Below are 26242 nucleotides of genomic sequence, written 5' to 3'. Positions count from 1 at the left end.
AAAAGCCTTTATTTATCGGCTAAAACTCGATTTGAGTTTTTTTGTATATTTATAAATTAAAAACGGTAAGCGACACGTAAGCGACAAGTAAGATACAAAATTATCACCACAGTTCTCCAATATGCGACACAATAAATTCAATCTATTTCTTGTACTCATCTTATAATCAAAAAATGAATAATAAAAAGAACCACATCAAAGACATGGTTCATGTGATTTATACTTTTCGGTTTGTTTAGTACCATCCTGATATGTGATGGTTATTTTATTATTTTTGTAATTAATGATTGCGTATTCTTTTTTATAGTCAGCAATCATCAAACTTTCCTGATCATACAATGATACAGTTATTGCTGATAGTTCAAAGTTCCTTTTAATCCATAGATATGCTTTATATTGAGCAGTTGTATCACATTTTAATTGCTTTTTCATTTTTTATATTTTTAGGATAATACACGCTGTTTACTGCATCAATTAAATATTGCATATCAATATGTGTATATACTTTTTCGGTCATTGTCATGGCACCTTTATGTCCTGCAATCATTTTAGTATATGTTGGTGAAACTTTAGCTTCGGCAAGTAATGAAATAAACGTATGTCTACAACAATGTGGTGTTTGATCAAAACCTAATCTCTCCATTAGTGGAAGAAAATAGCTATCATAATAGTTTCGATATTTAAATGGTTTCTGTTCTTCGGTATGTAAAAGATACTTACATTCCGATGAATCATACCAATTTTTGATAAACGGATAAATATAATCACTGATTGGTACTTTTCTAATTCCATTTTCTGTTTTAGATTTGATGATATCAAGATATCGGTCATTTAGATGAACATTTTCTTTTTCCAATGATAATAATTCATCAATACGCAAACCTGTGTAGATTAGAATAAGAATGATTTGATAATATTTATCTTCTCTTAAATCCCATAAAATATCTATTTGTTCTTTGGTATATGGCTTTCTATCATATTTATCAGGATTTTTATCACTGAATTTTGCAATATCTACATATTTAGAATAATCTTTTCCACATAAATCTAGTTTCATTGCGTATGCATATAATTGATTAAATAGGATTTTAATCTTTCGTAATGTTGGATAATTTTTATCACAATTATCAATAATATCCTGTAAGTCAAATGTCTTTAATTCTCTGAACTTTCTTTCATAAATTTTAGAGCAAGCATTATATGCTGCTCTATATCCATTTATTGTGGATTGAGAAGCATTTTCATATTTATCTTCAGACCAATTTTCGTATACTTCTCTGAATGTCATATCACCGGTTTCTATATTAAAAGGATGTTCATGATATTTAGCTAACATTTGAAGTCCTTCATTTCTTGTCTTGGCATAACCAATGATTGCGTATTTTTGAGTGGATTTTCCTGTTTTCTCATTAATCACATATCCTGTAGTAATACGTACTGCATAAGGTCTTCTTCTTCGAGAGGCATTACTTAGTTTCGTTACTCCACCATATCTATTTGGTGATTTCAAGTTCTTTGCCATTATAAATCACCTCCTGTGGTTGTAAAAGATAAATCTCAATAATTTCATCTTTAATTTCTTTTTTCTTCTTTGTTATTTGTTTTCTATTTGCATCAGGATGTTGTTCCAAATATTCAAAGAACTTTCTTTGGAATAATTGCTCACAATAACAATTTAAACAAAACATCTCATAATGAAATTGATATTCTGTATAGTGTTTATCAAAGGAAACTAAATTGTTTTCAGTTAAATATTCTATACGTTTTTTTGCATATATTCCGATGGGCAGTTCCGCATCAACCATGACAGGATAATAAACTTCTCCAATCAATTGATAAGTAATTCCATTATCTATAATCTTTTTCTCTAACATTTTTACGTTTCTCCTTTGGCTTGTTTAATATTTCTTCATAAGTTTTTTGTCCAAGAACTCTTTGTAGTTTTTTTAGTTTAGTTGAGTTGATTCGATTTTCGTCTAATAAGCGATCAATCAGCTCATCTTGTTCATTGATCTTTATTCTAAGTGGTAATATTCTTGTACGAAGTTCTTTAACTTCATGTCTTAATCTTAAATAATCATTTATTATACGTTTGATGACTGTTTTTAATTTTTTGATAAAAGGTTCGATGATATCTTTTTTATAACTGTTAGCACTCATAAATCGCCTTGGTTCAGGAATATTCCATAAGTCATCAGTGATTTCACTTGTTAGCTGATCAACATCATGAATGTCTTGCTGATAATCGTTGATTTTATCAACAAGAGTATCAACTTGCTTAGTTAATTCTTCTACTTCTTTTATGCGTTCTTGCTTTTTGAAATCATAAACACTTAGGTGTTGATTATGAGTATCTAGTTTTTGCCATTCAATTTCATGTGTTTGCATAATCTGAGCTAGATGCTCTTTTTCTGCATTTACCCACAAATTATATTCTGTTTCTTGCTTACCTTTACCAATAAAGCCAAGTTCTTCCATAGCCTTTTTAAGCGATACACGAGTTTCTAATCCTCGTTTACTACCAGTCGTATAAGGTATAAAGTCAATATGGAGATGAGGTGTTTCTTCATCCATATGAAGATGGGCAGAGAATACATATAGATTCTTATTTCTCTCTAAAAAATCATCCATATATTGTGATAGTATTTCTTTTGCTAGTTGACCGTTTTCTGATGTTGCATTCATTGTGTCTTTATTACCAATTTGTACTATGATTTCATGAAATAGCTTTTCTTGTTTCCCTGTACGTATTTTTTCGTAATAATCTTTTATGACTCGATCACTTCTTTTTTGCTTAGCGTTGTACTTTTCAAGTGCTTCATCAAACAAGTCATGATAAGCCTGTTTGATGTCTTGATTAACGAATTCAACATTTAGTGGAGTTCTATTAGGGTCAACATTATCAGCTATAAAAGTTCGTGCATTATGACTTATACTCCCTTTTCCAAGCGTTATACTTATCGTTTTAGACTGCATTAAAAGCCTCGCAGAGCGCAAGCATCTTTTGTTTCTGACAAAAGTGCATTTGCGTTACTTTCGGCAAAGTAACAAAGGCTTTTCTTTAAAGGAAGGTTGCAAGATTGCAAGTCCCTAGAGTGCTTGCAACCTTGCAATGTTAAATTAGTTTCCAATACCATACTTTACCTTCTTTAAATGATTTGACATTTAACTCTGCTTTCGCTTGGTCTAGTGTACGTTTAGAAAGGTCTTGTTCTGTTGCTTTTTTATATATAATATTCGCCTCTACGGCACCTTCCGATAAGGTTTCGTTAATGAAATCTTTTGCACGGTCTTTATCAGTTCTTCGTTTGAACCCATCTAATAATTCTTCAGGACTAATATCATATTCACCTAACCAATGAAATCCATCATCATTCAGTTTAAAGGCGAATGGTTTTCCTCGTTGTGCTAAACTTGATTTATCCTGTACCACTGCTCGTACACCTTCTTCATTTTTTAATTCACCACAAATTAAAACACTACGAGCTGCCGCTGGAATATCAATACTACCTAAACCACGATAAGATGACTTTCCACCTTTTGCCTTATTCATATGTCCGATAAGTACAATCGCAACATTATGTTTTTGAGCAATATCTCCTAATTTTTTTAGAAGAGGACGAATTTCATTAGCACGATTCATGTCAATATTATGTCCTATATAGGCTTGAATTGGATCAAGAACAAATAGTTTTGCATTTTCTTGAATGATGGCTTGTTCGATTCTCTCATCTAACATTGTTAGTGAGCATTTATCTTCTTTAATGAAAACAATGCGATTTAAATCAGCTTTTGTAAATCTTTCCAATCTTGGCTTAATTGTGTCATCATAACCATCTTCCGATGTCTGATAGATAACTGTACAGGGTTCACGCTTTACGCTAGAATCCTCTGATGGAAGTGGAGAGCCACTAGATAACAAACTAGCTAGATAAAGAATAAGCATCGTTTTTCCACATCCCGGATCACCTTGGATAATTGTCAACTTTCCGGAAGGTATATAGGGATACCATAGCCATTCTACTTCTTTGCTCTGAATTTCAGATAAGCGAACAATTTCTAATTCAGCCATTTTTAAATACCGCCTTTAAAATAGCCTGTTTCTTCCCATACTTTTTTATCAGGACAATAGTAATTAAATTCGCTTGAATTATCTTTCTTTAAAGCATAACCGAATGTTAAAATACCTTTTTGTAATCCAATACGGATAAATTGTGCATCTTTTCCAATTGCTTTGGATAGCTCCATAATGGGTACATTTCTTCCTGTGAATGCAGGAGTTTCAATAAATACTCTATTTTCTTCTTTCATATTCACATTCCTCCTTCAAGAGTATTACAATGTGAAAGAAAGTTTGTTATAATGTACAAGAAAGGACATTATATAAACTGTTCTTTCACGTTACATAGTGGTTCATTAGATGTGTCGCCAAACTCTATCTAATGAGCCTTTTATTTTGTGTTAACAGAAATCACCTCCATAGGATAATTAAACGCTAATTTATAATAGCTATTAATTATCTAGCTATAATATACTACTCACAGAAACTAAATGCAACCCTTAGATATAAAAATAATTTACTTTTATGTTTATTAAGTTATCAATTTCGTTTATAATAGTAAATATGAAAGGACATATATACGAAGAGGTGAAAAATATGTACTTTGCAGAATATATGAAAAAGTTGCGCAAAGAAAAATTATTAACACAATCTGAGATGGCTGATATATTAGGAATTAGTTCTCAAGCTATCAAGATGATTGAGAATGGATCAACAAAATTTCCTAGTAAAGCAGTGCTAGACAAATTATCAGACTATCTAGATAAGTTTCCAGTTGCTATTGCTTCAGCAATTATTTTTGGGGAAGATGATTATGAAGAAGATGAGCAAGGATATTTGTCATGTCGCTACTTATCATATAAATATATTAATGGATGGAATTTAGACGAGATACCAATTGAATTGCAATATAGAACAGAATCAATTTTATTCTCTGGAAAGATTTCTAAGAGAAGAGAGCCAAAGAACACATCAATCATTATTGAATTCAGTGAATTTGTAGGATCAGATGCTGATGATTTAACGGTTGAGGGTGCATATGATATATTGGCTACTATTATGACTATCGTTGCTCAAAATGAAGAGTCATTTAGAAGAGTAGAGGTATTATTTGATATTAATGATTATCATGATATTAATGCTTTTGATATGTTAGAAAACTTAAAAATATATAGATTGCCAACAGATTTGATTATTGTTTTATTTGAGCCAAATACAGGTGCACTTTGCAAAAAAGTAAATATGAAAAATAAATGAATACATATGTAAAAGTGAAAGGCATTCAGGGAGAAAGACAAGCTATGGATTTCATTGAATGACTAATTTTATATTGATATAATATGAATATAGAAATTAATAAATTGAAAGTTATAAAGGAGAAACGAATATGCTGGATAAAATACCTAATGCAGAAGAAATGACTGCTTTAATCGGACAATCATTATATGATATATGGAATAAACTTTGTGCTTTAATTGATGAAAAGTATGACATGGAATGTTTATGGAACAAAGGTGGTAAAGCGTGGACTTATGAGTATAAATATCGTCGTGGCGGAAAAACGCTTTGTGCATTGTACGCAAGGGAAAACTGTGTAGGATTTATGATTATCTTGGGGAAAGATGAACAATTAAAATTTGATACAGATAGAAATAGTTATTCAAAAGAAGTGCAGAAAATTTATGATGAAACTAAAACCTATCACGACGGAAAATGGTTAATGTTTGAGCCAACAGATACAGCCTTATTTGATGATTTTGTTAAACTGCTGGGAATAAAAAGAAAACCAAACAAGAAGTGATGATTTTTTTTCGTAAATGAATAAATACAAATCCTAATTTGTAGAGTAAAAGTTAAATTATCTTGTAATAAAATACTTCACATGAGATAATTTACTTAGATAAATTGGAATTTGTAGAGGAGATTGTATATGAAAAAAGCAGAAGGAATCTGTTCTGTGATAGGGAGCCTTGTAGGTGCAATAGGAACCGGAGTAGCTATTTACTTTACTGGAAGCGTTTGGTGTTCAATTATAGGATTTTTAGGTTTTATGATTGGTGACCGAATTGGAAAAGTAATCGACGACTCTAAAGAGGAATAAGTTCCAGTTAGTTAAACAAATAAATCCTAATTTGACATGGTTCATAACATCTAGATATGTTTAATGTTGTTTTGAGATGTTTTGGCAATGCAACAAGTAAGCGACAAAAAGGCTTAAAAACCTTTATTTTATAAGGCTTCGGAGTTCTCAAAACGTTAGTAAATTGTTTGAGGAAAACTTTAGAAAATCCCCATTTTATGGGGTTTTTCTTTTTTTTATTTCGGTAATGTTTAATTATGGTTGCGTTATTTTAGATGTATGTCCTGTTAGAATTGGAGAACATACTATGATTGGCCCAAATACACATATATATACGTCTTGCCATTCGTTAGATTCAAATGAACGATTATTGGATGTTGAATTTGGTAAACCAGTAACAATTGGTAAAAATGTTTGGATTGGCGGAAATTGTACTATTTTGCCTGGGGTTACAATTGGAGACAATGCAGTCATAGGGGCAGGAAGTGTAGTAACAAAGGATATTCCTAATGATTCCATAGCAATTGGAAATCCTGCAAGAATAAAGAAAAAATAGGAATATACATTGAGTTTTATATAATATTAATGATGATATATATTTTACACATCTTATTCGAAGGATTGTATAATTAAAATTATTTAATATATTTTGGTGATAAATTTAGTAAATTCAATAGGATAATAGATAGAAGCGAATTGACTGAGCGTATAGGGAACTGTATGCCGGTCTTTTTTATTCGCTTTATCTTAGGCTTTATCTATGTAAAAATAAAATATTTAATCGAACATAAAATAATACTTCTACTGTTAAACGAAGTTTGATATAATTAAGATAGAATTAAATAAATGGTCAGTTATAAAAAAGGAGGTGCATATTTTGGGTAGAAAAGGAGCAGATATATCGAAGATATTAGAAGCTTGTTTTGATACATTTTGTGAATACGGATTAGAAAATACAGGTATGTTGAAATTATCTGAAGCTAGTGGTATCACAAATGGTGGGTTGATCTATCATTTTGGTTCAAAAGATAATTTGATCATTCAAGCTACTGCTTATTGTATGGCCAAGGTAGAAGAAGATTTCATGGCAAAAGCTCCTACGAGTTTTGAAGATATCGAACGTTTCTTAAATGAAATGCCACATCTTACAGCAAAACTTCATGGAAAGAAATATCGATTCATGTATCAGGTCTATTCTAGTCCTAAATATCGAGAACAAGGAAAAGAATTCTTTAAAGGCGTCAATGTACGTTATAAAGAATATGCCGAGCAACTTTCCAAGAAACTGGACATGCCCGTCGATTATATCCAAGGAATGACCTATATCTTTGTTAGAGCATGTGTACATTATGCTTTATTTGAAGATGAAGAATATTTAAATCTTCAGTTAAATGCGATACGTTCGTCTTTAAAAGCATACATAAAAGATAAAAAGGAGGAGAGAAAATGAAGAAACGAATATGGAGCAAAGCAGTATCCATTTTTACAGCAATCCTATTAGTAGTAGGACTTGTACCAAGTACGACAGTTGCTGTGATGGCGGCAGACGGAATTGAACTCTACGTAGGCGGTCAGCAAATCACAGAAAGCGGCTGCTATGAAAACCAAAATGGAACTTGGACAAAGGTTTACGGTACAGAACCTGCCAACGGTCAGTTTTCCTATGACGCCGCCACCTTCACCCTTACGCTGAATGAGGCGAATATTGTTAACTATCAAGATGTGACTGTTGGAGGAGGTTTCACATATCCCGGTAGTGTGATCGCTTTTAGTCAGTCTGCTGATGTTTCTCTCACAATAGTAGTATCCCAAGGAACGAGTAACATAACGGGAACCGGAGGAATTCGTGTGTTGTCCAAGGCTGGCGATGCCTCCTTGTCTATCTCAGGTCCTGGCAGCTTAGAAGTCAATGTGGATAAGAACGATTCAGGAATTTCGCTTATTGGTTCAAAGAATGTGAACCTTAACATAGACGGTGCTGATGTTAAGACTTTAGCTGCGTATTATTACGGAATTGATTTACACGCTGGTGATGGGTTCAAAGCTGTGGCTGTGGTGAATAATGGAAAACTGACCGCCGGTGGCAGTGGTGGTATAGGAATTTACTATCGATGGACTAACCCCAGTGATAGCGGTACTTCCAGCCTGACCGTCAGCGGCAACGCAGTGGTGGATACCAGAGACAGTAAAATATTGATTGCTTCACAAGCAAGTGAAGTTCAGGTTAGTGCAGGTAGTGACGGCAACGGCGGTATCGTCTTTGACGGCAAGAGCGGCACCGTGTACGGCGATGTGATTTTGGATGAAAGCATTACTATTAACCAGGATGAAACTTTGAGAATTCCTAGTGGATCTTCTCTGAACAGTAATAATCATTTAACTAATAATGGTACAATCGTTGTTGAGAATGGTGGTGTTTTGACAGGTGAAAATGGTGGAAAAGTTGTTTCTGCTCCATCTATCACAACCGAATCTTTACCTGAAGGAAAAGTAAATGAAGAATATTCTGCTTCTCTTACAGCTGATGGTTCTGAACCAATCGAATGGAGCGTTACACAAGGTTCTTTACCTACTGGATTGAGTTTAACAAAAGATGGTAAAATTATTGGAAAACCTAGTGCTCCAGGTGAATATATCTTTACAGTAACTGCAAGCAATGATGTAGGAAGTGATGGTAAATCTTTTTCAATCTCTGTTGTAGATCCAATATATAGTATCCAAAATAGTGGCAATATCAGTTTTGCGGATGCAATAGAAGGTTATACACCAGAAGTTAAGACTATTACGATTACCAATGATGGAAACCAACTAATCACATTAGATCAGCCAGTTTCTAGCGAATCATTTGAAGTAGGAACTCTATCTAAGACAGAATTGAATGTTGGAGAAACTGCAGTATTTACAGTGCAGCCTAAGACTGGTCTTTTAGCTGGTAGCTATGATGAAGATATTGTAATCACTGGTACAAATAGTGGAAAATCTGTTTCTACAAAAGTAAATGTGAAGTTCAATGTAAAACATAATGCTGTTAAAGTGGAAAGAAAAGATCCAACATGTACTGAAGATGGTAATATAGAATATTGGTACTGCAATGTATGTAAAAAGTATTTTAGTGATACAGAATTTAAGAATGAAATCAGTTTTGACAAAACTGTGATTCCAGCAACTGGTCATAATCTCATAAAGATTGAAGCAAAAGATCCAACAGTAGATGGAACTGGAAATGTTGAATACTGGTATTGTGAAGTATGCGATAAATATTTCAGCGATGAAAAAGCAGAACATGAAATTACTTTAGAAGATACGATTATTGCGAAACTTTCTAAGTTAATCAGTGGTGCTAATCAAGAATGGACAAAAGGAAGCAAAGATGGATTAACTTTTAAAGTTGATACAGATATCAATGAATTCAAGAAAGTTCTTGTAGATGGAAAAGAATTAAAGGATACAGATTATGATATCAAATCTGGAAGTACGATCCTTACTTTAAAATCCTCTTTCTTAGATACTTTATCAGCAGGAAAGCATCAGATTTGCCTAGAATTTAATAATGGAACTATAGAAGCTTACTTTACTGTTAAAGTTAAAGAAACAACTACAGTTCCAGAAACAGGTGAGCAAACTAACTTGTATTTGTGGGCAATGCTTGCGATCGCATCCAGTGCTTCACTTCTAGTACTAAGAAGATATAAGAAATATAATCGTTAATTAAATTGGAATGGCGAATTCAACGCCATGACAGATAGAAACAAATTGACTGAGCGTATAGGTAACTGTATGCCAGTCTTTTTTTGCTTCTGCAAATGAATTAGTCTTTCCATCTAAGTTTCCTTCTTGAATGGTTATATTAGTACCATCCCATCCGATAACGATACCAACATGATTTCGTCCAATGCGAGAAAAGATGGCTCCTACTGCTGGAGTACTAGAAATTTTGAATTTATCTGGATGAGCATTCACAAGTTGTTTTGCGCATTTCCATCCATCACCAGTAACTCCAGGACTATAACCATGAATTTCATAAAATCTTCCCCAGGCTTTTTTTACTTTTCCATTTTAATTCTTCTTTTTGATGATTATAGGCCATATCAATTTCCCCCTTTCAATTAAATAGCCAAAAAAAATTAGATTTTTAGCCTATCTATAAAGGAAAAATGGTTAAAAATTATAAAAATTCTTTACATGTAATTAAAATTGCTATATTATTATAACATAGAAGTTAGCAATAGCTAACCAGGAGGTAAATATGAAAGTTGTTTATGCAAGTAGAACTGGAAATGTTCAATTAATGATTGATCAATTATTGATTTCTGAATCTTTACAAATTAAAACAGGTAAAGAAATTGTTTCTGAACCATATTTATTGTTTACTTATACTGATGGATATGGAGAAGTACCAATAGAAGTTTCTGATTTTTTAACAAATAATTCAAATTTTATACAAGGTGTAATTGTATCTGGTGACAAAGGTTATGGTGAGGCTTTTTGTAAAGCCGGAGATATAATTAGTCAGGAATTTGATGTTCCATGTCTTTACAGATTTGAAAATAATGGGACAGATGCTGATGTTTCTGCTATTCAAGATATTATTGATAATGTCTAAACAAGAATATTTCGAGGAATTATTAGCTCACCATTGTGCTCCAACTTTATGTAAATGTAAGGTTGCAAATATGTTTCATTTAGAAAAGTCAAAATTAGAAGATATTGATGAAACTATTAAAACATATAATCAAATTTTAAAAACCAAAAATATATATATACATATTTTTCAACCTTTAAATAGTAGAGTTACTATTTTTGTTTTTTCAAAAAAGCAATTAGAATCATTACTTAATAGAGATGAAGTAAAGCATTTTCTTTCACTTTATGGGTATAAAAAATTTTCAATTCATTCGGTATTTAATCATTTAGAAAAAAGATTGAATGAATCTATTGAGTATCCACATGAAATAGGAGTTTTATTAGGTTATCCTTTAGAGGATGTGATTGGATTTATTGAGTCGCAATCTTGCATTATGATTGGGACTTGGAAAGTATATAATTCTAATCCAGATGAAGCTCAACAAAGATTTAAATTATATAAATCCGTTCGAGAATATTTCATAAAAGAAGTTAGGAATGGAAGAAAAATAGCAACACTAGTACATTGAATAAATCAGGCTAAATGCACTAAAATATATTTTTTAAGACATATATGATTCAAGAAATGCATAAAATTTATATTATAGTTGTAAGATGTTTTTTGAATGTACTAATACAATTAAGTGTTTTGTGGTTAATAAAAGAGACTATTATTTCTAAAGATTTACAGTCTTTAAAAGTTATAGTCTCTTTTATACTTATCACCTAATAGACACAATAATATAGTATACCTTAATTATTCATGAGATTATAATATAATCATGAAATATCCTTATTTCATAGGCATTTTCTGCTTTTATTTATTCTTTTTCTATTCACCCGTTGGGTGAATAGTTTTTCTTGTGTGCCGGGCATGGCATGGATTCAGTTGGAGATAAACCAACCACAGGTAGTTGCCGCCAAGTGTAGTGAACCACAAGCCGTTGATAGTGATGTCATGGGTGAAGGAAGTGGTGTAGCGATTCTTTCGAACGTACGAACAGAAACCTGATATAAGGCTAAATGGTGGATAAGGTTGCAAGACAAACCGAAGTCCAAATGGTAAACGTAAAACCAAGACAGTAAATCAGGGCGTTGTGAAAGAAATAGGATTCATGAATTACCCTGGGAGGTCTTATGGACGAGGAAGTCTAATAAACTTTAAAATCAGTGATAGTACCCTCGGTCGAAAAAGGTTTATCATAAGAAGTCAGATGAAGTCATAGTAGGTAGAAATACTGAAGGACTGAAACGTTTATAGAGTGCAAATCACTATAAGCAATGTTTGGATAATCCGAATATGAGGATAGCCTAGAACTATGAATCGTAATCATAGATGGTAAAAGTAATTGGGATGGTTCCAAATAAATTTACAAATAGAGGAGGAGCAGCAAATGAAATTAATGGAAAAGATACTTAGTCAAGAGAATTTAGAAATGGCTATCAGAAAGGTCAAACAGAATAAAGGAGCACCTGGAATAGACAGAATGACAGTGCAAGAAATTGAATACTGGTTTGAAAAATATCAAGATGAACTTATCACAAAGATAATGAACAAACAGTATCGACCAATGCCTGTCAAGAGAGTTTACATTCCAAAACCTAATGGAAAGCAAAGACCATTAGGGATTCCAACAGTCATAGACCGAGTCATTCAACAAGCCATAGCACAGGTATTAAGTACAATCTATGAGCCAATATTCAGTGAACATAGTTTTGGATTCCGACCAAGACGTAGTGCACATATGGCAATGGAAGAAGTGCTATATTATTTGAATGAAGGCTATGAATGGATAGTTGATTTGGACATTGAGAAGTTCTTTGATACGGTTAATCATGACAAGTTAATTTCAATCTTAAGAGAGCATGTCAATGATGCAGCAACATTACATCTTATACGAGCATATCTAAGAGCAGGTGTACTAGAGGACGGACTTATTAGAAGCACAACAGTTGGTACACCTCAAGGCGGACCTATCAGTGTTGTACTATCAAATATCTATTTAGATAAATTTGATAAGGAACTAGAATCAAGAGGGCTAAGATTCGTAAGATATGCAGATGATTGCATTATCTTCGTAAAAAGTGAAATGAGTGCAAATAGAGTGATGAAGTCGGTGATATCATGGCTGGAAAGGAAACTATTCTTGAAGGTTAGTGCCACGAAAACAAAAGTCATACGTCCAGTGAAAGGACAATTCCTAGGATTTACCTTTTATAAAGACAGACAGGTATGGAAATGCAGACCTACAGAAGATAGAAAGAAACGCTTATATAAAAAGATAAAAGTCATTTTAACAAGGAAACAAGCTGTTTCAAGACCATTATCCATAACATTTACGAAAGTCAATCAAGTAGTAAGGGGATGGATAAACTATTTTAAGATAGGGTGCGTAAAGAAATTCCTTGAAAAATTTGGACAATGGTTACGCCACAAGATACGATGTATCATCATTAAGCAGTGGAAGAAACCAATGACAATTTATGGAAATTTGATGAAACTCAACAAAGCATGTAAGTGCAACTTTAGTGATGAAGATATTTATAAATGTGCTAACACAAGACTAGGGTGGTATAGAAGAAGTGGACTCATTATAGTCAACAGCATTTTATCACCAATAATTCTAGGCATAGCTAAAGGGAATCGACCAGGTTTGGGCAATCCCCTTAGCTACTATCTTAAGAGCTTGTGATTCGATATAAATGTAGAGCCGTATACGAGAACCGTACGTACGGTTCAACGGGAGGGGCAATAAAACTTGATTCTATTCCTCTACCCTATTTAATGATTCATCATAAGTTATTAAAATAACAAAAATCTATGAACTGATATAAGAAATATATACAATTTTATATAGCTAAACAGATAAAATGTGACCAAAATGTGACCAAATTCGTCAAAATGTATTGAATATTTACAATTTAAATTGTATGATGATAACATGTATGATTATGCTTAAATTAATTTAGGGAGTTTATAAAGATGGATATAGTTCTTATTGTCGCTGCATTTATTTTATATTTCTTATATGACAAAAATCAGATACAATTACATCAAAAATGGCTTCAACCATCTTTTTTCTTAGGAAGTTTTTTACTCGCTGTAGGCATTATATATGCTTATATTCAATCTTGGCATCAAAATGTCAATTATGTATTTGTGGTTATAGCTATAGTTTTCTTTATTTTTCTCATCTATGTATTGTTTTTTGCTTTACCCTTTTCAGATACCTATGTTGAAGAAAACATACATAAAGTTTGTCAGACAGGATGCTATGCTCTATGTCGTCATCCTGGCTTTTGGCTTTTAGCAGGAATGATGATTAGTCTATCATTAAGTGTTATGACATGGCATATGTGGATAGTTGCATTAATCGTCAACATTGGTAATTTTATATATATATGTTATCAAGATAAAGTCAGTTTTCCTTGTCAATTTGAGGATTATAATGAATATAAAAAGGAAGTTCCTTTTTTGCTTTTTACTTATCAATCAATAAGAAAATGTATAGATACATGGAGGTGAGAATATGCGATTTGAAGATAAAAGGAAAATACTATCAAAAGAAGCTATCTGGCAGGAATATTGTGGCTTTTTAGATTTATCTATTGATAAGTTTATGCAAATGCAACATCGATTATTAGAAGAACAAATGGATTTATGGAAAAAGAGCGTATTAGGGCAATCTATTTTAAAGGGAAAATCACTAGATTCATTTGAAGATTTTCAAAAGCATATCCCTCTTACAACATATGAAGATTATGCCGATTTATTATTGAATAAAGATTCATCGGTTTTACCTGGTGAAGCTGTTTTATGGATTCAGACAACATGGGAAGGAGGCAGTCATCCCATTAAAGTGGCTCCATATACTGAAAACATGTTAAAAAGCTTTCAACATAACACCATAGCCTGTCTTCTATTAGCAACAAGTCAAAAGAAAAATGATTTTCATGTTTCTGATAAAGATACTATTTTATATGGTTTAGCGCCGCTGCCTTATGCTACAGGATTAGTATCACTGGTTTTTGAACAAGAAACTAATATCAAATTTCTACCACCAGTAAAACAAGCTCAATCCATGTCATTTTCACAGAGAAATAAACTGGGATTTAAACAAGGATTGGCTCAAAATATTGATTATTTTTTTGGATTGGGTTCTGTGACCTATTACATTAGTTTAGCATTAGATAGTATGAGTAGTGGCAGTCATTCTCATTCTTCGATGTTGAAGTCTATCCCAGTACATCGTTTGTATAAGATATTAAAAGCAAAGATGATATGTAAAAAAGAACAGCGAACTTTAATGCCTAAAGATTTATTCCAACTCAAAGGATTTATGGTTGCTGGAACGGATAATGATTTATATAAAGATGATTTAGAAAGATTATGGGGTATTCGTCCTATGGAAATTTTTGCTGGAACTGAGCCAACTTTGATTGGAACAGAAACATGGCAAAGAGATGGACTTTATTTCTTTCCCGATGCCTGTTTTTATGAATTTTTACCAGTCAGTGAAAGAGAAAGAATGAAAATAGACCCTTCCTATGTTCCTAAAACATGTTTGTTGAATGAAGTTTGTGAAAATGAAACTTATGAAATTGTCTTAAGTGTACTTAAAGGTGGTGCCTTTATGCGATATAGAGTAGGGGATATGTATCGTTGCGTTTCATATACTCAACAAGATCAAGGAAGTCTACCTAAATTTAAATATATTGATCGTGTACCAGAAGTTATTGATATTGCCGGATTTACACGTATTACACAAACTTCTATAGAAATGGTTATCCAATTGTCAGGATTACCTATTACAGAATTTTGTGCTAAAAAAGAACTCTATAATAATCGTCCTTTCTTGCATCTTTATGTTGAAGTGTCACCTTCTTCAGCTTATGAACGTGCTATTACAGTAGAGGTTTTACGTCAGCATCTTTCTGTTTATTTTCATTATGTTGATCAAGATTATAAAGATCTTAAGAAAATACTTGGTATTGAGCCATTACAAATAACATTATTGAAAATAGGAACATTTGCGATGTATAAAAAAGCATATGGACAGAGTATGGAACGTATTAACCCTTCAATACATGCGATTCAAAAACTGCTATCATTACAACAATCTTATTATGAAATGGAGGGAAAGATTTAAAATGAGTTATGCTTCTTTTTCAATTTTTGCTTTAGTATGCTATATTTATCTTTTTTTAGCTTTACTGGCAAGTCAAAAAAATCGATTAATCTTTTCCTTTTTAATTTTACTTGTTGATATGATTTTATGGACAGGTGGTTCTTTTGCCATGCGAATGTGCTTTGGACCATCAACTTCGTTCTGGTTCGATGTGTCCTTAATTGGTCTTATTTTTATGCCTTATGTTTTTTATAACTTTATTTCTGAATTTATTGGTAAAAAAGATGAAAAAATACGTCGTTTCTGGTTATATATTTCTATTATTTTAAATGTTTTAAATTACACAACACATGTTTTTTTAGAAGCTCCAGAAATGATTATGCTACACAATGATGTTGTCTTTATTTATCATTTTACATGGCACATTTATATTGTTATTGGTATTTGCATTATTTGTGCATTACAGATTGTTTATAATGTTTATTGTTGTGTTAAAAATGGGGATCGTATGCTTTATCAGTTTACACCTATTTTAGCAGGTATTTCTATCCTGCTGCTTGGTCATGGACTCATCATGCTTGATATTTTTAAAGGAATACCTTTAGATATATTAAGTGGAATTATTAATGCTTTACTATTGTTCTATGCATTGTATAAAAAACATCTTTTTAATTTAAAGTTGCTTGTATCTAAAAGAAATTGTTATGCTATTTCAGCAATCATTACGATTTTATTATTTAGTAATTACTTAGTTCCATTACGTAATTTTATTGCCCAACATTTTTCTTATTACTTAGATCCAATGATTCTTGTTTTTATTATTTTTATGTTCGTTTTTGTTTGTATTCAGACATTATTAAAACGTTTTATTGATCAAATCTTTATTAAAGAAGAAAAGCAACAAGCAGATTATTTGAAAAGCTTTTCAGATCATGTAAGAAATACTTTAAGCGTTTATGAAATTGCACAAGATATTTGTGAAATTATCACAGAAACATTGGGTGTGCATCGTGTCTATGTCTGTATGCAGGAAGGTAACCATCAAGATTATCATATTATATATGGTAATGCTTCCTTAGAACGTCAGAATTTTACTTTTCAAGTAGATAATCCAATAGTAGAAGAATTAAAAGAAAAGAAAGATTGTTTGCTTTATGATGATTTTAAACGTAGTTTAAATTATCGTTCAATGTGGGAAAATGAGAAACAATTATTAGAACATTTGCAGATAGAATGTATTGTTCCTTTAATAGAAGATGAATTAATTGGAATGGTATTATTAACAAAAAAGTTAAAAAATCAATATACTTATGAAGATATGAAATTTTTATCATCAGTTGCTTCTATTAGTACAATTGCCTTAAAAAATTCTCGTTTATATGAAATAGTCTATCAAGAAGCAATTAGTGATGAGATGACTGGTTTATTAAATAGAAAATATTTCTATAAACAATTTGAAGAACTTTTTACTCAAAAAGGAAAAGAGTGTACTTTGACTTTGATTTTAGTCAGCTTAGATGATGTGAGGCTTTATAATCAGCTTTATGGCACAAAAGAAGGCGATAAAGCTATTATGAAAGCTGCTCAAATCATGCAAAAAACAATGCCTGATACAGCTATTATTTCTCGTCTATCAGGAAAAGAATTTGCAATTTTATTACCAGAATGTAGTTTACAGACAGCTCGTGATTTGGCAGAAAATGTTCGCTATCAATTAGCTAATGCCAATAATGATCAAGATGATTTTGCTTTAAGATCTGTGACCGGAAGCTTTGGAATTGCTTCTATACCTCTACTTGCCAGTAATCCAAAGCAGTTAGAAGAATATGCCAACCAGGCTTTATATCAAGCCAAAAGAAGGGGAAAGAATCAGGTTGTTATTTATAATGAAGAAACAAAATCTTCTATGCAGACACAAAAAGATTCCAAAGATAAAGAAAATATTTATTCAGAATATGCTGAAATGATTTATGCTTTAACAGCAACCATTGATACCAAAGATCATTATACATTTACCCATTCTAAAAATGTGGCTTATTATGCTTGTGAATTGGCTTATGCAATTGGGCTGAAAGAAGATGTTGTTGAAATTATTCGAGAAGCTGCACTTTTGCATGATATTGGAAAAATTGGTATTCGAGAAGATATACTCAATAAACAAGGCAAATTAACAAGTGAAGAATATGAAATTATGAAAGGGCATGTGGAAAACTCTATTGGCATTATTCGTTATTTACCATCACTTGATTATGTTATTCCTGTTGTTATATCGCATCATGAAAGATGGGATGGCAGAGGTTATCCACGAGGTATTTCTAAAGAAGATATTCCTATTGGAGGTAGAATTCTTTGTGTTGCCGATTCTTTTGATGCGATGACATCAAAGCGTTCCTATAAAGAATCTTTTACACTTGAGTATGCAATCAAAGAATTAAAAAATCAGGCAGGAAAGCAATTTGATCCTCAATTGGCTGAAGTTTTTGTTCGTCTATTAGAAAGTGGACACATCAAATTACAAGTAGAACAAAGAGAAAAAAATCATTCTACAGATTAAGAAGGGCTCTGTGTCAAGAGTGGAGGGGAAGTAACTGAATCAGTTACTTCCTTTTTTAAATAATGTCATACTTAAAACCAAGATGCAGAAGTATTCTTTTTCTTAGGTTTTGAAAATATCTATAGCCATAGGCATTACGCTTGACTAGTTTCACCTTATTATTCATGCTTTCAATGAATCCATTATTGAAGCATGTTTTTATTTTTTTGTTTTTTCTCGTGTAGTATGTTGTATATGTCAATGATCTTAGTATTGGCATGAACCAGTTTTTCCTGAAGTTTTTAGCAGTAGTCATATAATAATGATTTTCTGTCTTGAAAATATGATCAAGCCAATCATTTAATGCTTTCTTATAATCATTGTGTGGCTCATTAAGTATTTTCAGGAAATCCTGATAAATGTCATAGTTGATTTTTAGCTCTTCACACGATTCAAGTTCAAGAATTGCTTCAACTAGCTGCTTGTTTGTCATGTGTTTTTTAAAGTATGGATAATACCACGCTTTCTTTTCATTAAGTCTATTTTTATATTGGTCAAAAAGATGAAGATTTCTTTTGATAAGTTTTGATAGAGAATCATCTTTAAGATTTTTACAACAATTGATTCTTGCTTGAACCATGTTTTCTCTTACAATTCTTGTATAATGAAATCTATCAGCAATGATCTGAGCCTGAGGAAAAAGAGAATGCATGATTGAGTGGAAAGCACCTGAGAGATCCATGACGATGATTTTGACTTTCTTTCGTTCATCGTAAGGAAATCTCATGAAATAGTTTTTTAGATAAGAAGCACGTCTATCTGCAATGATATCAATAGTTTTTCCAGTAATGGGATTAGTTATATGAAAAGCAAAAGTGCCTTCATCAACTGTTGCCCTAAATTCATCAATGGAGATCGTAGAAGGAAGATGATAGAATCTTAGAGGAATGTCTATATGATGATAAAATAATCTATAGACAGTGCTTTTGGAAAGACCATGAGATCTAGCAAGTACAGCCATTGCAGTATTTTCTCTAAAGCCAAAAAGACAGGTTTGGGCAGCGATGGTAGTCAGCTTAGAATGAGGGAATCTAAAAGGGATGTTATCCTTGAAATATTTATGGCAATGCTTGCATTTGTACCTTCTATAAGTGACCTCGAGTATGGTCTTTAAATGCCCGTTTGAAGTATGGGTAAGAAAAATTTTTCTGATGCCTTTAGAATCATGACGATCAATGCAACCGCAATGAGGACAAGGTTTGCTCATTGAAGAAGATACGATATTAACATATTTAATAATGGAACCATTAGGTTTACGTTCGTATCTGAAACAGGAATCAGAATCAGGATAAGGCATAGGAAAAAACATACCATTCATTGAATTTAATTCTAGCGATTTTAAGATATCATTGGTATAATTGGGATTGGACATAGAAAATAACTCCTTTCATTTTGTTTGTGGTGAACTAATTGTAAAACGAGTTATCGACTATGTCTATTATTATATAAAAAAACTGGAAGATGAAGTTTTGAATATTACTTCCCCTCCAGTTTTAGTATAGAGCCTTAAGAAGGAGAAATCCTTCTTTTTTTTGTTGGGGTATATAAATTTTATATGGATTAAGATATGAGATTTATATTATGCAAGCGAACCGATATGCGATATAAATAGACTTGTATATTTTGAATATACAGAAAGGATTTGTTATGAATGAAAATAAACTTTATCAAAGAATAACTTTATATTTTTTTATGACTGCTTGCATCTTATGGTTTTTATTATCTTATTTGATTTTTCAAAGATTTGCAGCACTATGGTTTTTAAATATCATCCAGCTTGTCTTTACTATTTTTCTTCTCATTATTTTTCATTTCATGATGATGTATATCATGTTAATCAAATATTTAAAAAAATTTGATCATCACCCTAAATTACAAATATTCTGTCATCATCAGCCCTTTATTCCTCTACCTCATCAAGATATCGCCATGTTTTTATATTTGCATAAAAATCATTCTACCTATCATTCCATGAATATAGCATCTTTATTAGGACTAGATTTTCAACAACGTCAAACATTAAAAATGGCACCAGATCAGTTTTGTGAATATATTTTAAATTTAGAAAAACAAATGAATGAAGATCATCTTATTGAAATCAATGGAAAGTTCTTATCAATTTATACTTATTCTTTAGAACATGAATTTCTTGGAATTATTATTGACCGTACTCAAGATATGATTAAAAAAATATGTTTAATCAATCAATTAAAAGAAGTAGAAATTAATTCACAGATTGATTCACTTACAAAAGTATATAATCGTAGAGGTTTTGAATTACATGTCCAAAACTGTCTTTGTTTAAATTGTCAAGAAGGTGTCATGATGGCTTTAGATGTAGATAATTTTAAATCTATTAATGATAATTATGGTCATCAAGAGGGTGATAAAGTACTACAACAGATTGCACAATTTTTAACGCAACATTGTTCTTTACAAGATATTATTGGAAGAATAGGTGGTGATGAATTTTTGATTTTTATACCACATACATTACCTATGACTCACTTAGAAACCCAGCTCAAATGTTTGATTCAAAAACTTCAAAAGAGTTTAGGTCACTATTACCATGATAATCACGTATCTATGAGTATTGGTGTTGTCTTTGTTGGTCCTACCATTCATGATTATCATTCACTATATTATTTTGCTGACATGGCCTTATATCAAGCAAAAAAATCAGGAAAAAATAAATATTATATTTATTATGATTATGAATATAAAAATAGAAAGAGGTTGTTATGAACAATACATGTATTTTAATTCCAGCTTTAGAACCTTCATATCATTTTATAGATTATGTTAAAGCATTAAAACAAATATCTCATCTTTATATCGTTGTTGTTAATGATGGTTCAAATCAAGACTATCAAGTGATTTTTGATACTATTGATCAAATACTACAATGTTATGTCATTAAGCATTCAAAAAATCTAGGCAAAGGAGAAGCTTTAAAAAGTGGTTATCGTTTTATTCAAAAACATTTATCATTTTGTCAAAAAATCATCTGTGCCGATTGTGATGGACAACATGCTGTGACAGATATTCAAAACATCATTGAAAAAATGTATCATCAAGAAAGTTTATTTATGCTTGGTGTCAGAGATTTTTCTTTACACCATGTTCCCATTAAATCGTGGCTAGGGAATCGTATAGCATCCATTCTTTTATGGTTTTCTACAGGTTATTATATTCAAGATACTCAAACGGGATTAAGAGGTTATGATTATCAATTGCTGGATTCACTTTTAAAAATTCATGGACAAAGATTTGAATATGAAATGAATGCATTGGTAGTTCTTTTAAAACAAGGTATTTTGGATACGACAGAGATTCAAACCATTTATTACCATCACAATCAACATAGTCATTTTAGACCTATTCAAGATACATGGCTGATTATTAAGAATCTATACCTCCCATTTTGCTTATATACATCTTTTTCCTTTTTATGTTTTATTGTAGATTGGCTCCTTTTTATCAGTTTTTATTTCTTGTTTACACTTTTCAATTTATCTTCTTTTGAAATAATCTTTTTGGGTAGTTTGTTTGCTCGTCTATTTTCACTTCTTTGTCATTATCATCTTATCCAAAAATATGTCTTTCAACCTATTTTTCAAAAGTATCGATTGCCTCGCTATATGATTTTATGTATGACTATTTTCCTTTTATCAGCTACAGGAACGTATTTTCTTCAATCTTTTCTGCCAGTCCAAATGAGTAAAATCATGATAGATGGATGCTTATTTATTCTTTCATATTATCTACAAAAAAAGTGGGTTTTCTATGATTAAAAAAAGCAATATCATCTTTATTTTATCCTTTATCTTTTCATCTCTTTATCTGATCTGGCGAACATTCTGGACATTGCCATTGAATCAAAGTATGGGTGAAATTATATTTGCAGTTATATTATTGTTATCTGAAATTATCACAACTTCTACAAGTTTTGAGCTGATCATTCATAAAATGAGGAATGATGAAAAAAGATTGGTTCCACCTGTTTTACAAGCCCAAGATTATCCTGAAATTGATATTTTTATCGCCACTCACAATGAAAGTGTTGACTTACTATATAAAACAGTGAATGCCTGTACTTTCTTAGAATATCCAGACTTACAGCTTGTACATATTTATATCTGTGATGATCAAAATCGACCAGAAGTCAAACACCTGGCTGAACATTTTGGTGTTGGATATATTGGTTTAGAATATAATCAACATGCAAAAGCAGGTAATTTTAATCATGCCTTATCAATGACACATTCACCACTCATTGTGACTTTTGATGCTGATATGATACCAGAAAGAACTTTTTTAATGAAGACAGTTCCTTATTTTTTTATGAAAGATACAAAGACATCTTCTTATTTACCAATTGCTTTAGTGCAAACACCCCAAAGTTTCTATAATCAGGATTTGTTTCAATTTCATCTTTTTTCAGAAACAACAATTCCCAATGAACAGGACTTTTTTTCAAAAGAAATCAATGTTTTAAGAAATGCACATTTTGGTGCTAGTTATACAGGAAGTAATGCTGTGATATTACGTGAAGCTCTTGAAAAGATAGGTGGTTTTCCTTACCATACTGTTACAGAAGATTTTGAAACAAGCATTCGTTTACAAAAAGCAGGATATTGGACTTATTCGACCCAAGAATCTCTTGCTTCTGGCTTATCAACAACAACAATTCCAAGTATGATCCAACAAAGAATTCGTTGGGCTCAAGGTGTCATTCAAAGTATATATAATACACATGCCTATACAACATCATCTCTTTCTTTAGGTTTAAGATTATCCTATCTGTGTGCGTTTCTTTACTGGTGGTCTTTTTTGACACGTCTTATTTTTATTTTAGCTCCGATTCTCTTTGCTTTATTTGATTTACAGTTTGTTCAATGCCATTTTGGGGAGTTACTGATCTTTTGGTTACCATCTTCTATTTTTTATCATCTTTCTTTAAACGCTTTATCTACACAAACAAGAAATCAACGATGGAGTCAAATCATTGATACCATTCTTGCACCATTTTTAATTATTCCTGTCCTTTTAGAAACATTAGGAATACATCAAAAAATATTTAAAGTCACAAATAAAAAGAAAGCAACTATGCATACACGTTCATTATTCTATATGATTCCTCATTTGATTCTGGTTATTCTAACGATATTGGCAATTATCCGCTATGGCATGGGAAAATATGGCTCTGCCTTATTTTACAGCAGTGTTATTTTATTTTGGCTATTTTATAATCTGGTAACTTTGTGTTTTGCTATTTTCTTTATGTTAGGAAGACCATCATATCGTGCATATGAACGTTTTTCTATTCAAGAAGCTATTGATATTCATTTTCATCATCAAACATATCAGGGAATGAGTGTTGATTTCTCTTATGTCAGTTTATCATTTTCTTTATCATTACCTTTTTATGTTCCAGCTGATATTCCTTTTTATATAGAAATCAAAACTGATCAATATCAAACCACGTTACCTGTACAACTTTTATATGTCAAAGTTGTACAAGAACAATGGGTTTATGTGGTGCTATTACAAGATACACCAGAAGAAGACTATCGCCAATATCTTCAAATTATCCATGATCGTAAACATTCTTTACCTTCACATATTGATGAGTGGTCTTCTCTATATGATGATCTCTATCGTAATATTCAATCACGTTTTCAAAAAAGGCAACAAGAACAAAGGCAAACTTTTCGCATTTCTGTTGAACAGGTATTTCATTTGACAAATGGTAAGGAAATTTTTGTAGTTGATTTTAATTATCATTATCTTCTTGTGAAAGATTTTCAAGGAGATAAGCTAAAGGAATATTGTTTAAATTGGTATGGAATGATTTTTCAATTACGTTTTAAAAAGCAAGTCAATCATCAACTTTGCCTTTTAGAAGTTATCAATTTTGAGGAACTTTTCTTCAATAAAAAAGCGTTAAAAGTATTTCTACAACATCTCATATACACAAAGGTGGATGAAACATGATTTTTATATTTTTTATATCTTTAGCTGGTTATATGTCTTTTCTATCAACAAAAGTTACGAAAACATATGTTCCAGTACTCACTTTAAGTTTGATAGGTTTATGTATTTATATTGGAGGTATTTTTCACATTCTTCAAATCATGGCATATATTGTCCTATTGATTGGGATGATATTAGGAATCATCGCTATCAAAAGAATAAACATCAAAAGATTACCTTTTCCATATTGTTCTTTATGGACCTTATGTTTTATGATCATAGCTATCCTATTTTTTATTCTGTCATTATTTTTAAAATTTGATCATTTTGATAATTTTTCACATTGGGGAATTGTTGTAAAAAATATGCTTACCAATCATCGCTTTCCAGAAGCTAGAGATATACTTATTGCATTTAAAGATTATCCATTAGGTATGTCATCGTTAATTTATTATTTTTGCTTATTTTTAGGAAACAATCAGGGCATAATGATTATGTGCCAAAATATGTTTATATTTTCATGCTTTTATGCTATGTTTGGTATCATAGAGGAAAAAAAGAGATTTTTACTTTATGTTATATTATCTACAGGATGTACTTTTATGATTTATTTGAATATCACAATTCGCATTCAAAACCTACTTGTAGATTTTATATTACCATTACTGACTTTAGCAATATGCTCGTATATCTATCATCAACGAGATGATTTGATGAGTGCTTTGTATTTGATACCATTACTAGGTTTTTTAACTGTTATTAAAGAAATAGGCTTCTTTTTCATGTTGATAGCTTTTATATATTGGCAATGGTATTGTTGGCATAGTTCAGTTTCTTTGATGCAAAAATTAATCATGACAATAACAATTCTGATTATGAGTTTATTACCATTTTTATTATGGAAATATCATATGTCTATAACTTTTGCAGGAATGACACATAAGTTCGACTTATTATCAAAAACAATATCTGTGAATCAATATCCTACGATGATTTTATTCTTTTTTCAATCGCTTTTTCATTTATCCAATCGTTCTACACAAACATTTCTTTTCTTTGAAATTCTTGTGATTGGATTATTGATTTTTCATCATTTCTTGATAAAGAAAAAATGGCAATTAAAAAAAGTATGGTTATTAGGACATATGATTGTGGTGGTATATGTATTTGGATTATTAGGGATGTATTTGTTTTCTATGCCTGAAGATGAGGCTATTCGTTTAGCAGGGATGGAACGCTATATATGTAGTATCGTTGTTTTTTATGTGGGGATGATTATGATGACTATAGTCAAAGATATTGAACGTTCGTTTTATATTCAATTGAAAGACAGTTATCATTATCAAGCTTTTTATTCACCACAGACAAAGAAAATTTATCAAAATACAACTTTAGTATTCATGATAATCACTTTCTCATGTGTATATTCAGAATTATGTGAATTAATCGCTTTGCGGCAAAATCATTCTTCTTCTCTTGCCAGTCAAGTTGAACAACTGGTAGGAGATCAATGGTATAGTCGTAATCAAATGGACTTATCACGTTATTTAGTCATTGCTTCTAATCAAAATCAGCAAGTTTCTCAATACCAGTTAAGTTATACGATGAAATATTTTTTGTACGCACCTTATGTAGATACATTGTCCTATTTAAATGAGGATATAGATATAGAAAGCTATGATTATGTGATTATTTTTAATCGGGGATATGTTGATGAAGCAGTGATAAAAAAGTATCCTGTCTTTTGTGAAGAAGGAATCTATAAGATAAAGAGATGAAAT

The 26242-nt window shown here is 31.3% G+C and carries 24 protein-coding genes; 16 read left to right on the top strand and 8 right to left on the bottom strand.

The annotated features are described in order from the left end of the window. Positions 1 to 195: 195 nt before the first annotated feature. The 6 genes from ACGHJ8_RS11285 to ACGHJ8_RS11260 all read right to left on the bottom strand — a co-directional run bounded on the left by ACGHJ8_RS11285 (position 196) and on the right by ACGHJ8_RS11260 (position 4311). Positions 196 to 432 (bottom strand): hypothetical protein, encoded by a 237-nt coding sequence (locus tag ACGHJ8_RS11285; protein ID WP_390540444.1) that lies wholly within the window; start codon positions 430 to 432, stop codon positions 196 to 198. Beyond that, entirely contained in the window at positions 410 to 1522 is a 1113-nt protein-coding gene (locus ACGHJ8_RS11280) for a site-specific integrase (RefSeq protein WP_285959822.1), read from the bottom strand. Before ACGHJ8_RS11280 ends, ACGHJ8_RS11285 begins: the two co-directional genes overlap by 23 nt. Beyond that, on the bottom strand, positions 1494 to 1874 hold the full coding sequence (locus ACGHJ8_RS11275) for a TnpV protein (protein ID WP_270525691.1): 381 nt from the start codon (positions 1872 to 1874) through the stop codon (positions 1494 to 1496). The genes ACGHJ8_RS11280 and ACGHJ8_RS11275 overlap by 29 nt, the downstream gene beginning before the upstream one ends. Continuing rightward, entirely contained in the window at positions 1849 to 2976 is a 1128-nt protein-coding gene (locus ACGHJ8_RS11270; protein ID WP_390540441.1) for a plasmid recombination protein, read from the bottom strand. The genes ACGHJ8_RS11275 and ACGHJ8_RS11270 overlap by 26 nt, the downstream gene beginning before the upstream one ends. A 139-nt stretch (positions 2977 to 3115) precedes the next feature. Continuing rightward, positions 3116 to 4072 (bottom strand): AAA family ATPase, encoded by a 957-nt coding sequence (locus ACGHJ8_RS11265; protein WP_390540439.1) that lies wholly within the window; start codon positions 4070 to 4072, stop codon positions 3116 to 3118. Positions 4073 to 4074: 2 nt separating this feature from the next. Next, on the bottom strand, positions 4075 to 4311 hold the full coding sequence (locus ACGHJ8_RS11260; protein ID WP_032090815.1) for a hypothetical protein: 237 nt from the start codon (positions 4309 to 4311) through the stop codon (positions 4075 to 4077). Positions 4312 to 4657: 346 nt separating this feature from the next. On the opposite strand from ACGHJ8_RS11260, the gene ACGHJ8_RS11255 reads away from it, so the two are divergent. From ACGHJ8_RS11255 to ACGHJ8_RS11230, 6 genes are all read left to right on the top strand, one after another. After that, positions 4658 to 5317, top strand: a complete 660-nt coding sequence (locus tag ACGHJ8_RS11255) for a helix-turn-helix domain-containing protein (RefSeq protein ID WP_390540437.1) — start codon at positions 4658 to 4660, stop codon at positions 5315 to 5317. A 130-nt stretch (positions 5318 to 5447) separates the two neighbouring features. After that, complete coding sequence (locus ACGHJ8_RS11250; protein WP_070087530.1) at positions 5448 to 5861, top strand: DUF3788 domain-containing protein; 414 nt, start codon at positions 5448 to 5450, stop codon at positions 5859 to 5861. A 129-nt stretch (positions 5862 to 5990) separates the two neighbouring features. After that, entirely contained in the window at positions 5991 to 6161 is a 171-nt protein-coding gene (locus ACGHJ8_RS11245) for a hypothetical protein (RefSeq protein ID WP_022356063.1), read from the top strand. 286 nt (positions 6162 to 6447) lie between these two features. Further along, positions 6448 to 6696 (top strand): DapH/DapD/GlmU-related protein, encoded by a 249-nt coding sequence (locus ACGHJ8_RS11240; protein ID WP_390540434.1) that lies wholly within the window; start codon positions 6448 to 6450, stop codon positions 6694 to 6696. A 321-nt stretch (positions 6697 to 7017) separates the two neighbouring features. Beyond that, the gene (locus ACGHJ8_RS11235; protein ID WP_249191376.1) at positions 7018 to 7590 is read left to right on the top strand and encodes a TetR/AcrR family transcriptional regulator; all 573 of its coding nucleotides are present in this window, start codon (positions 7018 to 7020) and stop codon (positions 7588 to 7590) included. Beyond that, positions 7587 to 9848 (top strand): putative Ig domain-containing protein, encoded by a 2262-nt coding sequence (locus ACGHJ8_RS11230; protein WP_390540432.1) that lies wholly within the window; start codon positions 7587 to 7589, stop codon positions 9846 to 9848. Before ACGHJ8_RS11235 ends, ACGHJ8_RS11230 begins: the two co-directional genes overlap by 4 nt. On the opposite strand, the gene ACGHJ8_RS11225 is transcribed toward ACGHJ8_RS11230, so the two are convergent. Beyond that, positions 9849 to 10100: a CHAP domain-containing protein gene (locus tag ACGHJ8_RS11225; protein ID WP_390540430.1), complete on the bottom strand. Its 252-nt coding sequence runs from the start codon at positions 10098 to 10100 to the stop codon at positions 9849 to 9851. A 286-nt stretch (positions 10101 to 10386) separates the two neighbouring features. On the opposite strand from ACGHJ8_RS11225, the gene nrdI reads away from it, so the two are divergent. The 6 genes from nrdI (at position 10387) to ACGHJ8_RS11195 (ending at position 18446) form a co-directional block, all read left to right on the top strand. Beyond that, positions 10387 to 10743, top strand: coding sequence for a class Ib ribonucleoside-diphosphate reductase assembly flavoprotein NrdI (gene nrdI, locus ACGHJ8_RS11220; RefSeq protein ID WP_087245433.1), 357 nt, complete (start codon positions 10387 to 10389; stop codon positions 10741 to 10743). Next, positions 10736 to 11293: a DUF3793 family protein gene (locus ACGHJ8_RS11215; protein ID WP_211963289.1), complete on the top strand. Its 558-nt coding sequence runs from the start codon at positions 10736 to 10738 to the stop codon at positions 11291 to 11293. Before nrdI ends, ACGHJ8_RS11215 begins: the two co-directional genes overlap by 8 nt. An 864-nt stretch (positions 11294 to 12157) precedes the next feature. Then, the gene (ltrA, locus tag ACGHJ8_RS11210; protein WP_390540427.1) at positions 12158 to 13456 is read left to right on the top strand and encodes a group II intron reverse transcriptase/maturase; all 1299 of its coding nucleotides are present in this window, start codon (positions 12158 to 12160) and stop codon (positions 13454 to 13456) included. 290 nt (positions 13457 to 13746) lie between these two features. Further along, positions 13747 to 14289 (top strand): hypothetical protein, encoded by a 543-nt coding sequence (locus tag ACGHJ8_RS11205; RefSeq protein ID WP_390540425.1) that lies wholly within the window; start codon positions 13747 to 13749, stop codon positions 14287 to 14289. 4 nt (positions 14290 to 14293) lie between these two features. Next, complete coding sequence (locus ACGHJ8_RS11200) at positions 14294 to 15913, top strand: GH3 auxin-responsive promoter family protein (protein WP_390540423.1); 1620 nt, start codon at positions 14294 to 14296, stop codon at positions 15911 to 15913. A gap of 1 nt (position 15914) precedes the next feature. Continuing rightward, complete coding sequence (locus ACGHJ8_RS11195) at positions 15915 to 18446, top strand: HD domain-containing phosphohydrolase (RefSeq protein WP_205089196.1); 2532 nt, start codon at positions 15915 to 15917, stop codon at positions 18444 to 18446. 55 nt (positions 18447 to 18501) lie between these two features. Here the strand turns inward: ACGHJ8_RS11195 and ACGHJ8_RS11190 are convergent, their stop codons facing one another. Then, entirely contained in the window at positions 18502 to 19857 is a 1356-nt protein-coding gene (locus ACGHJ8_RS11190) for an ISL3 family transposase (RefSeq protein WP_143746932.1), read from the bottom strand. Between the two features lie 275 nt (positions 19858 to 20132). On the opposite strand from ACGHJ8_RS11190, the gene ACGHJ8_RS11185 reads away from it, so the two are divergent. Genes ACGHJ8_RS11185 through ACGHJ8_RS11170 form a run of 4 tightly spaced genes read left to right on the top strand, consistent with a single transcriptional unit; the run spans position 20133 to position 26239 of the window. After that, positions 20133 to 21230 (top strand): GGDEF domain-containing protein, encoded by a 1098-nt coding sequence (locus tag ACGHJ8_RS11185; RefSeq protein WP_390540420.1) that lies wholly within the window; start codon positions 20133 to 20135, stop codon positions 21228 to 21230. Continuing rightward, on the top strand, positions 21227 to 22279 hold the full coding sequence (locus ACGHJ8_RS11180) for a glycosyltransferase (protein WP_390540418.1): 1053 nt from the start codon (positions 21227 to 21229) through the stop codon (positions 22277 to 22279). Before ACGHJ8_RS11185 ends, ACGHJ8_RS11180 begins: the two co-directional genes overlap by 4 nt. Beyond that, the gene (locus tag ACGHJ8_RS11175) at positions 22272 to 24482 is read left to right on the top strand and encodes a glycosyltransferase family 2 protein (protein ID WP_390540416.1); all 2211 of its coding nucleotides are present in this window, start codon (positions 22272 to 22274) and stop codon (positions 24480 to 24482) included. The genes ACGHJ8_RS11180 and ACGHJ8_RS11175 overlap by 8 nt, the downstream gene beginning before the upstream one ends. Then, positions 24479 to 26239 (top strand): hypothetical protein, encoded by a 1761-nt coding sequence (locus ACGHJ8_RS11170; protein WP_390540414.1) that lies wholly within the window; start codon positions 24479 to 24481, stop codon positions 26237 to 26239. Before ACGHJ8_RS11175 ends, ACGHJ8_RS11170 begins: the two co-directional genes overlap by 4 nt. Positions 26240 to 26242 lie beyond the last annotated feature (3 nt).

The organism is Massiliimicrobium timonense (assembly GCF_042850985.1).
Lineage (GTDB): Bacteria > Bacillota_I > Bacilli_A > Erysipelotrichales > Coprobacillaceae > Allocoprobacillus.
The sequence above is the reverse complement of the archived record's forward strand: the minus strand, read 5'-3'. Positions and strand labels throughout refer to the sequence as shown.

Coding starts and splice junctions, on each gene's coding strand:
- ACGHJ8_RS11190 (WP_143746932.1), bottom strand. CDS start 19,857: ATGTCCAATCCCAATTATACCAATGATATCTTAAAATCGCTAGAATTA.
- ACGHJ8_RS11265 (WP_390540439.1), bottom strand. CDS start 4,072: ATGGCTGAATTAGAAATTGTTCGCTTATCTGAAATTCAGAGCAAAGAA.
- ltrA (WP_390540427.1), top strand. CDS start 12,158: ATGAAATTAATGGAAAAGATACTTAGTCAAGAGAATTTAGAAATGGCT.
- ACGHJ8_RS11215 (WP_211963289.1), top strand. CDS start 10,736: ATGTCTAAACAAGAATATTTCGAGGAATTATTAGCTCACCATTGTGCT.
- nrdI (WP_087245433.1), top strand. CDS start 10,387: ATGAAAGTTGTTTATGCAAGTAGAACTGGAAATGTTCAATTAATGATT.
- ACGHJ8_RS11275 (WP_270525691.1), bottom strand. CDS start 1,874: ATGTTAGAGAAAAAGATTATAGATAATGGAATTACTTATCAATTGATT.
- ACGHJ8_RS11285 (WP_390540444.1), bottom strand. CDS start 432: ATGAAAAAGCAATTAAAATGTGATACAACTGCTCAATATAAAGCATAT.
- ACGHJ8_RS11200 (WP_390540423.1), top strand. CDS start 14,294: ATGCGATTTGAAGATAAAAGGAAAATACTATCAAAAGAAGCTATCTGG.
- ACGHJ8_RS11195 (WP_205089196.1), top strand. CDS start 15,915: ATGAGTTATGCTTCTTTTTCAATTTTTGCTTTAGTATGCTATATTTAT.
- ACGHJ8_RS11205 (WP_390540425.1), top strand. CDS start 13,747: ATGGATATAGTTCTTATTGTCGCTGCATTTATTTTATATTTCTTATAT.
- ACGHJ8_RS11185 (WP_390540420.1), top strand. CDS start 20,133: ATGAATGAAAATAAACTTTATCAAAGAATAACTTTATATTTTTTTATG.
- ACGHJ8_RS11270 (WP_390540441.1), bottom strand. CDS start 2,976: ATGCAGTCTAAAACGATAAGTATAACGCTTGGAAAAGGGAGTATAAGT.
- ACGHJ8_RS11180 (WP_390540418.1), top strand. CDS start 21,227: ATGAACAATACATGTATTTTAATTCCAGCTTTAGAACCTTCATATCAT.
- ACGHJ8_RS11230 (WP_390540432.1), top strand. CDS start 7,587: ATGAAGAAACGAATATGGAGCAAAGCAGTATCCATTTTTACAGCAATC.
- ACGHJ8_RS11245 (WP_022356063.1), top strand. CDS start 5,991: ATGAAAAAAGCAGAAGGAATCTGTTCTGTGATAGGGAGCCTTGTAGGT.
- ACGHJ8_RS11280 (WP_285959822.1), bottom strand. CDS start 1,522: ATGGCAAAGAACTTGAAATCACCAAATAGATATGGTGGAGTAACGAAA.
- ACGHJ8_RS11175 (WP_390540416.1), top strand. CDS start 22,272: ATGATTAAAAAAAGCAATATCATCTTTATTTTATCCTTTATCTTTTCA.
- ACGHJ8_RS11240 (WP_390540434.1), top strand. CDS start 6,448: ATGATTGGCCCAAATACACATATATATACGTCTTGCCATTCGTTAGAT.
- ACGHJ8_RS11170 (WP_390540414.1), top strand. CDS start 24,479: ATGATTTTTATATTTTTTATATCTTTAGCTGGTTATATGTCTTTTCTA.
- ACGHJ8_RS11250 (WP_070087530.1), top strand. CDS start 5,448: ATGCTGGATAAAATACCTAATGCAGAAGAAATGACTGCTTTAATCGGA.
- ACGHJ8_RS11255 (WP_390540437.1), top strand. CDS start 4,658: ATGTACTTTGCAGAATATATGAAAAAGTTGCGCAAAGAAAAATTATTA.
- ACGHJ8_RS11260 (WP_032090815.1), bottom strand. CDS start 4,311: ATGAAAGAAGAAAATAGAGTATTTATTGAAACTCCTGCATTCACAGGA.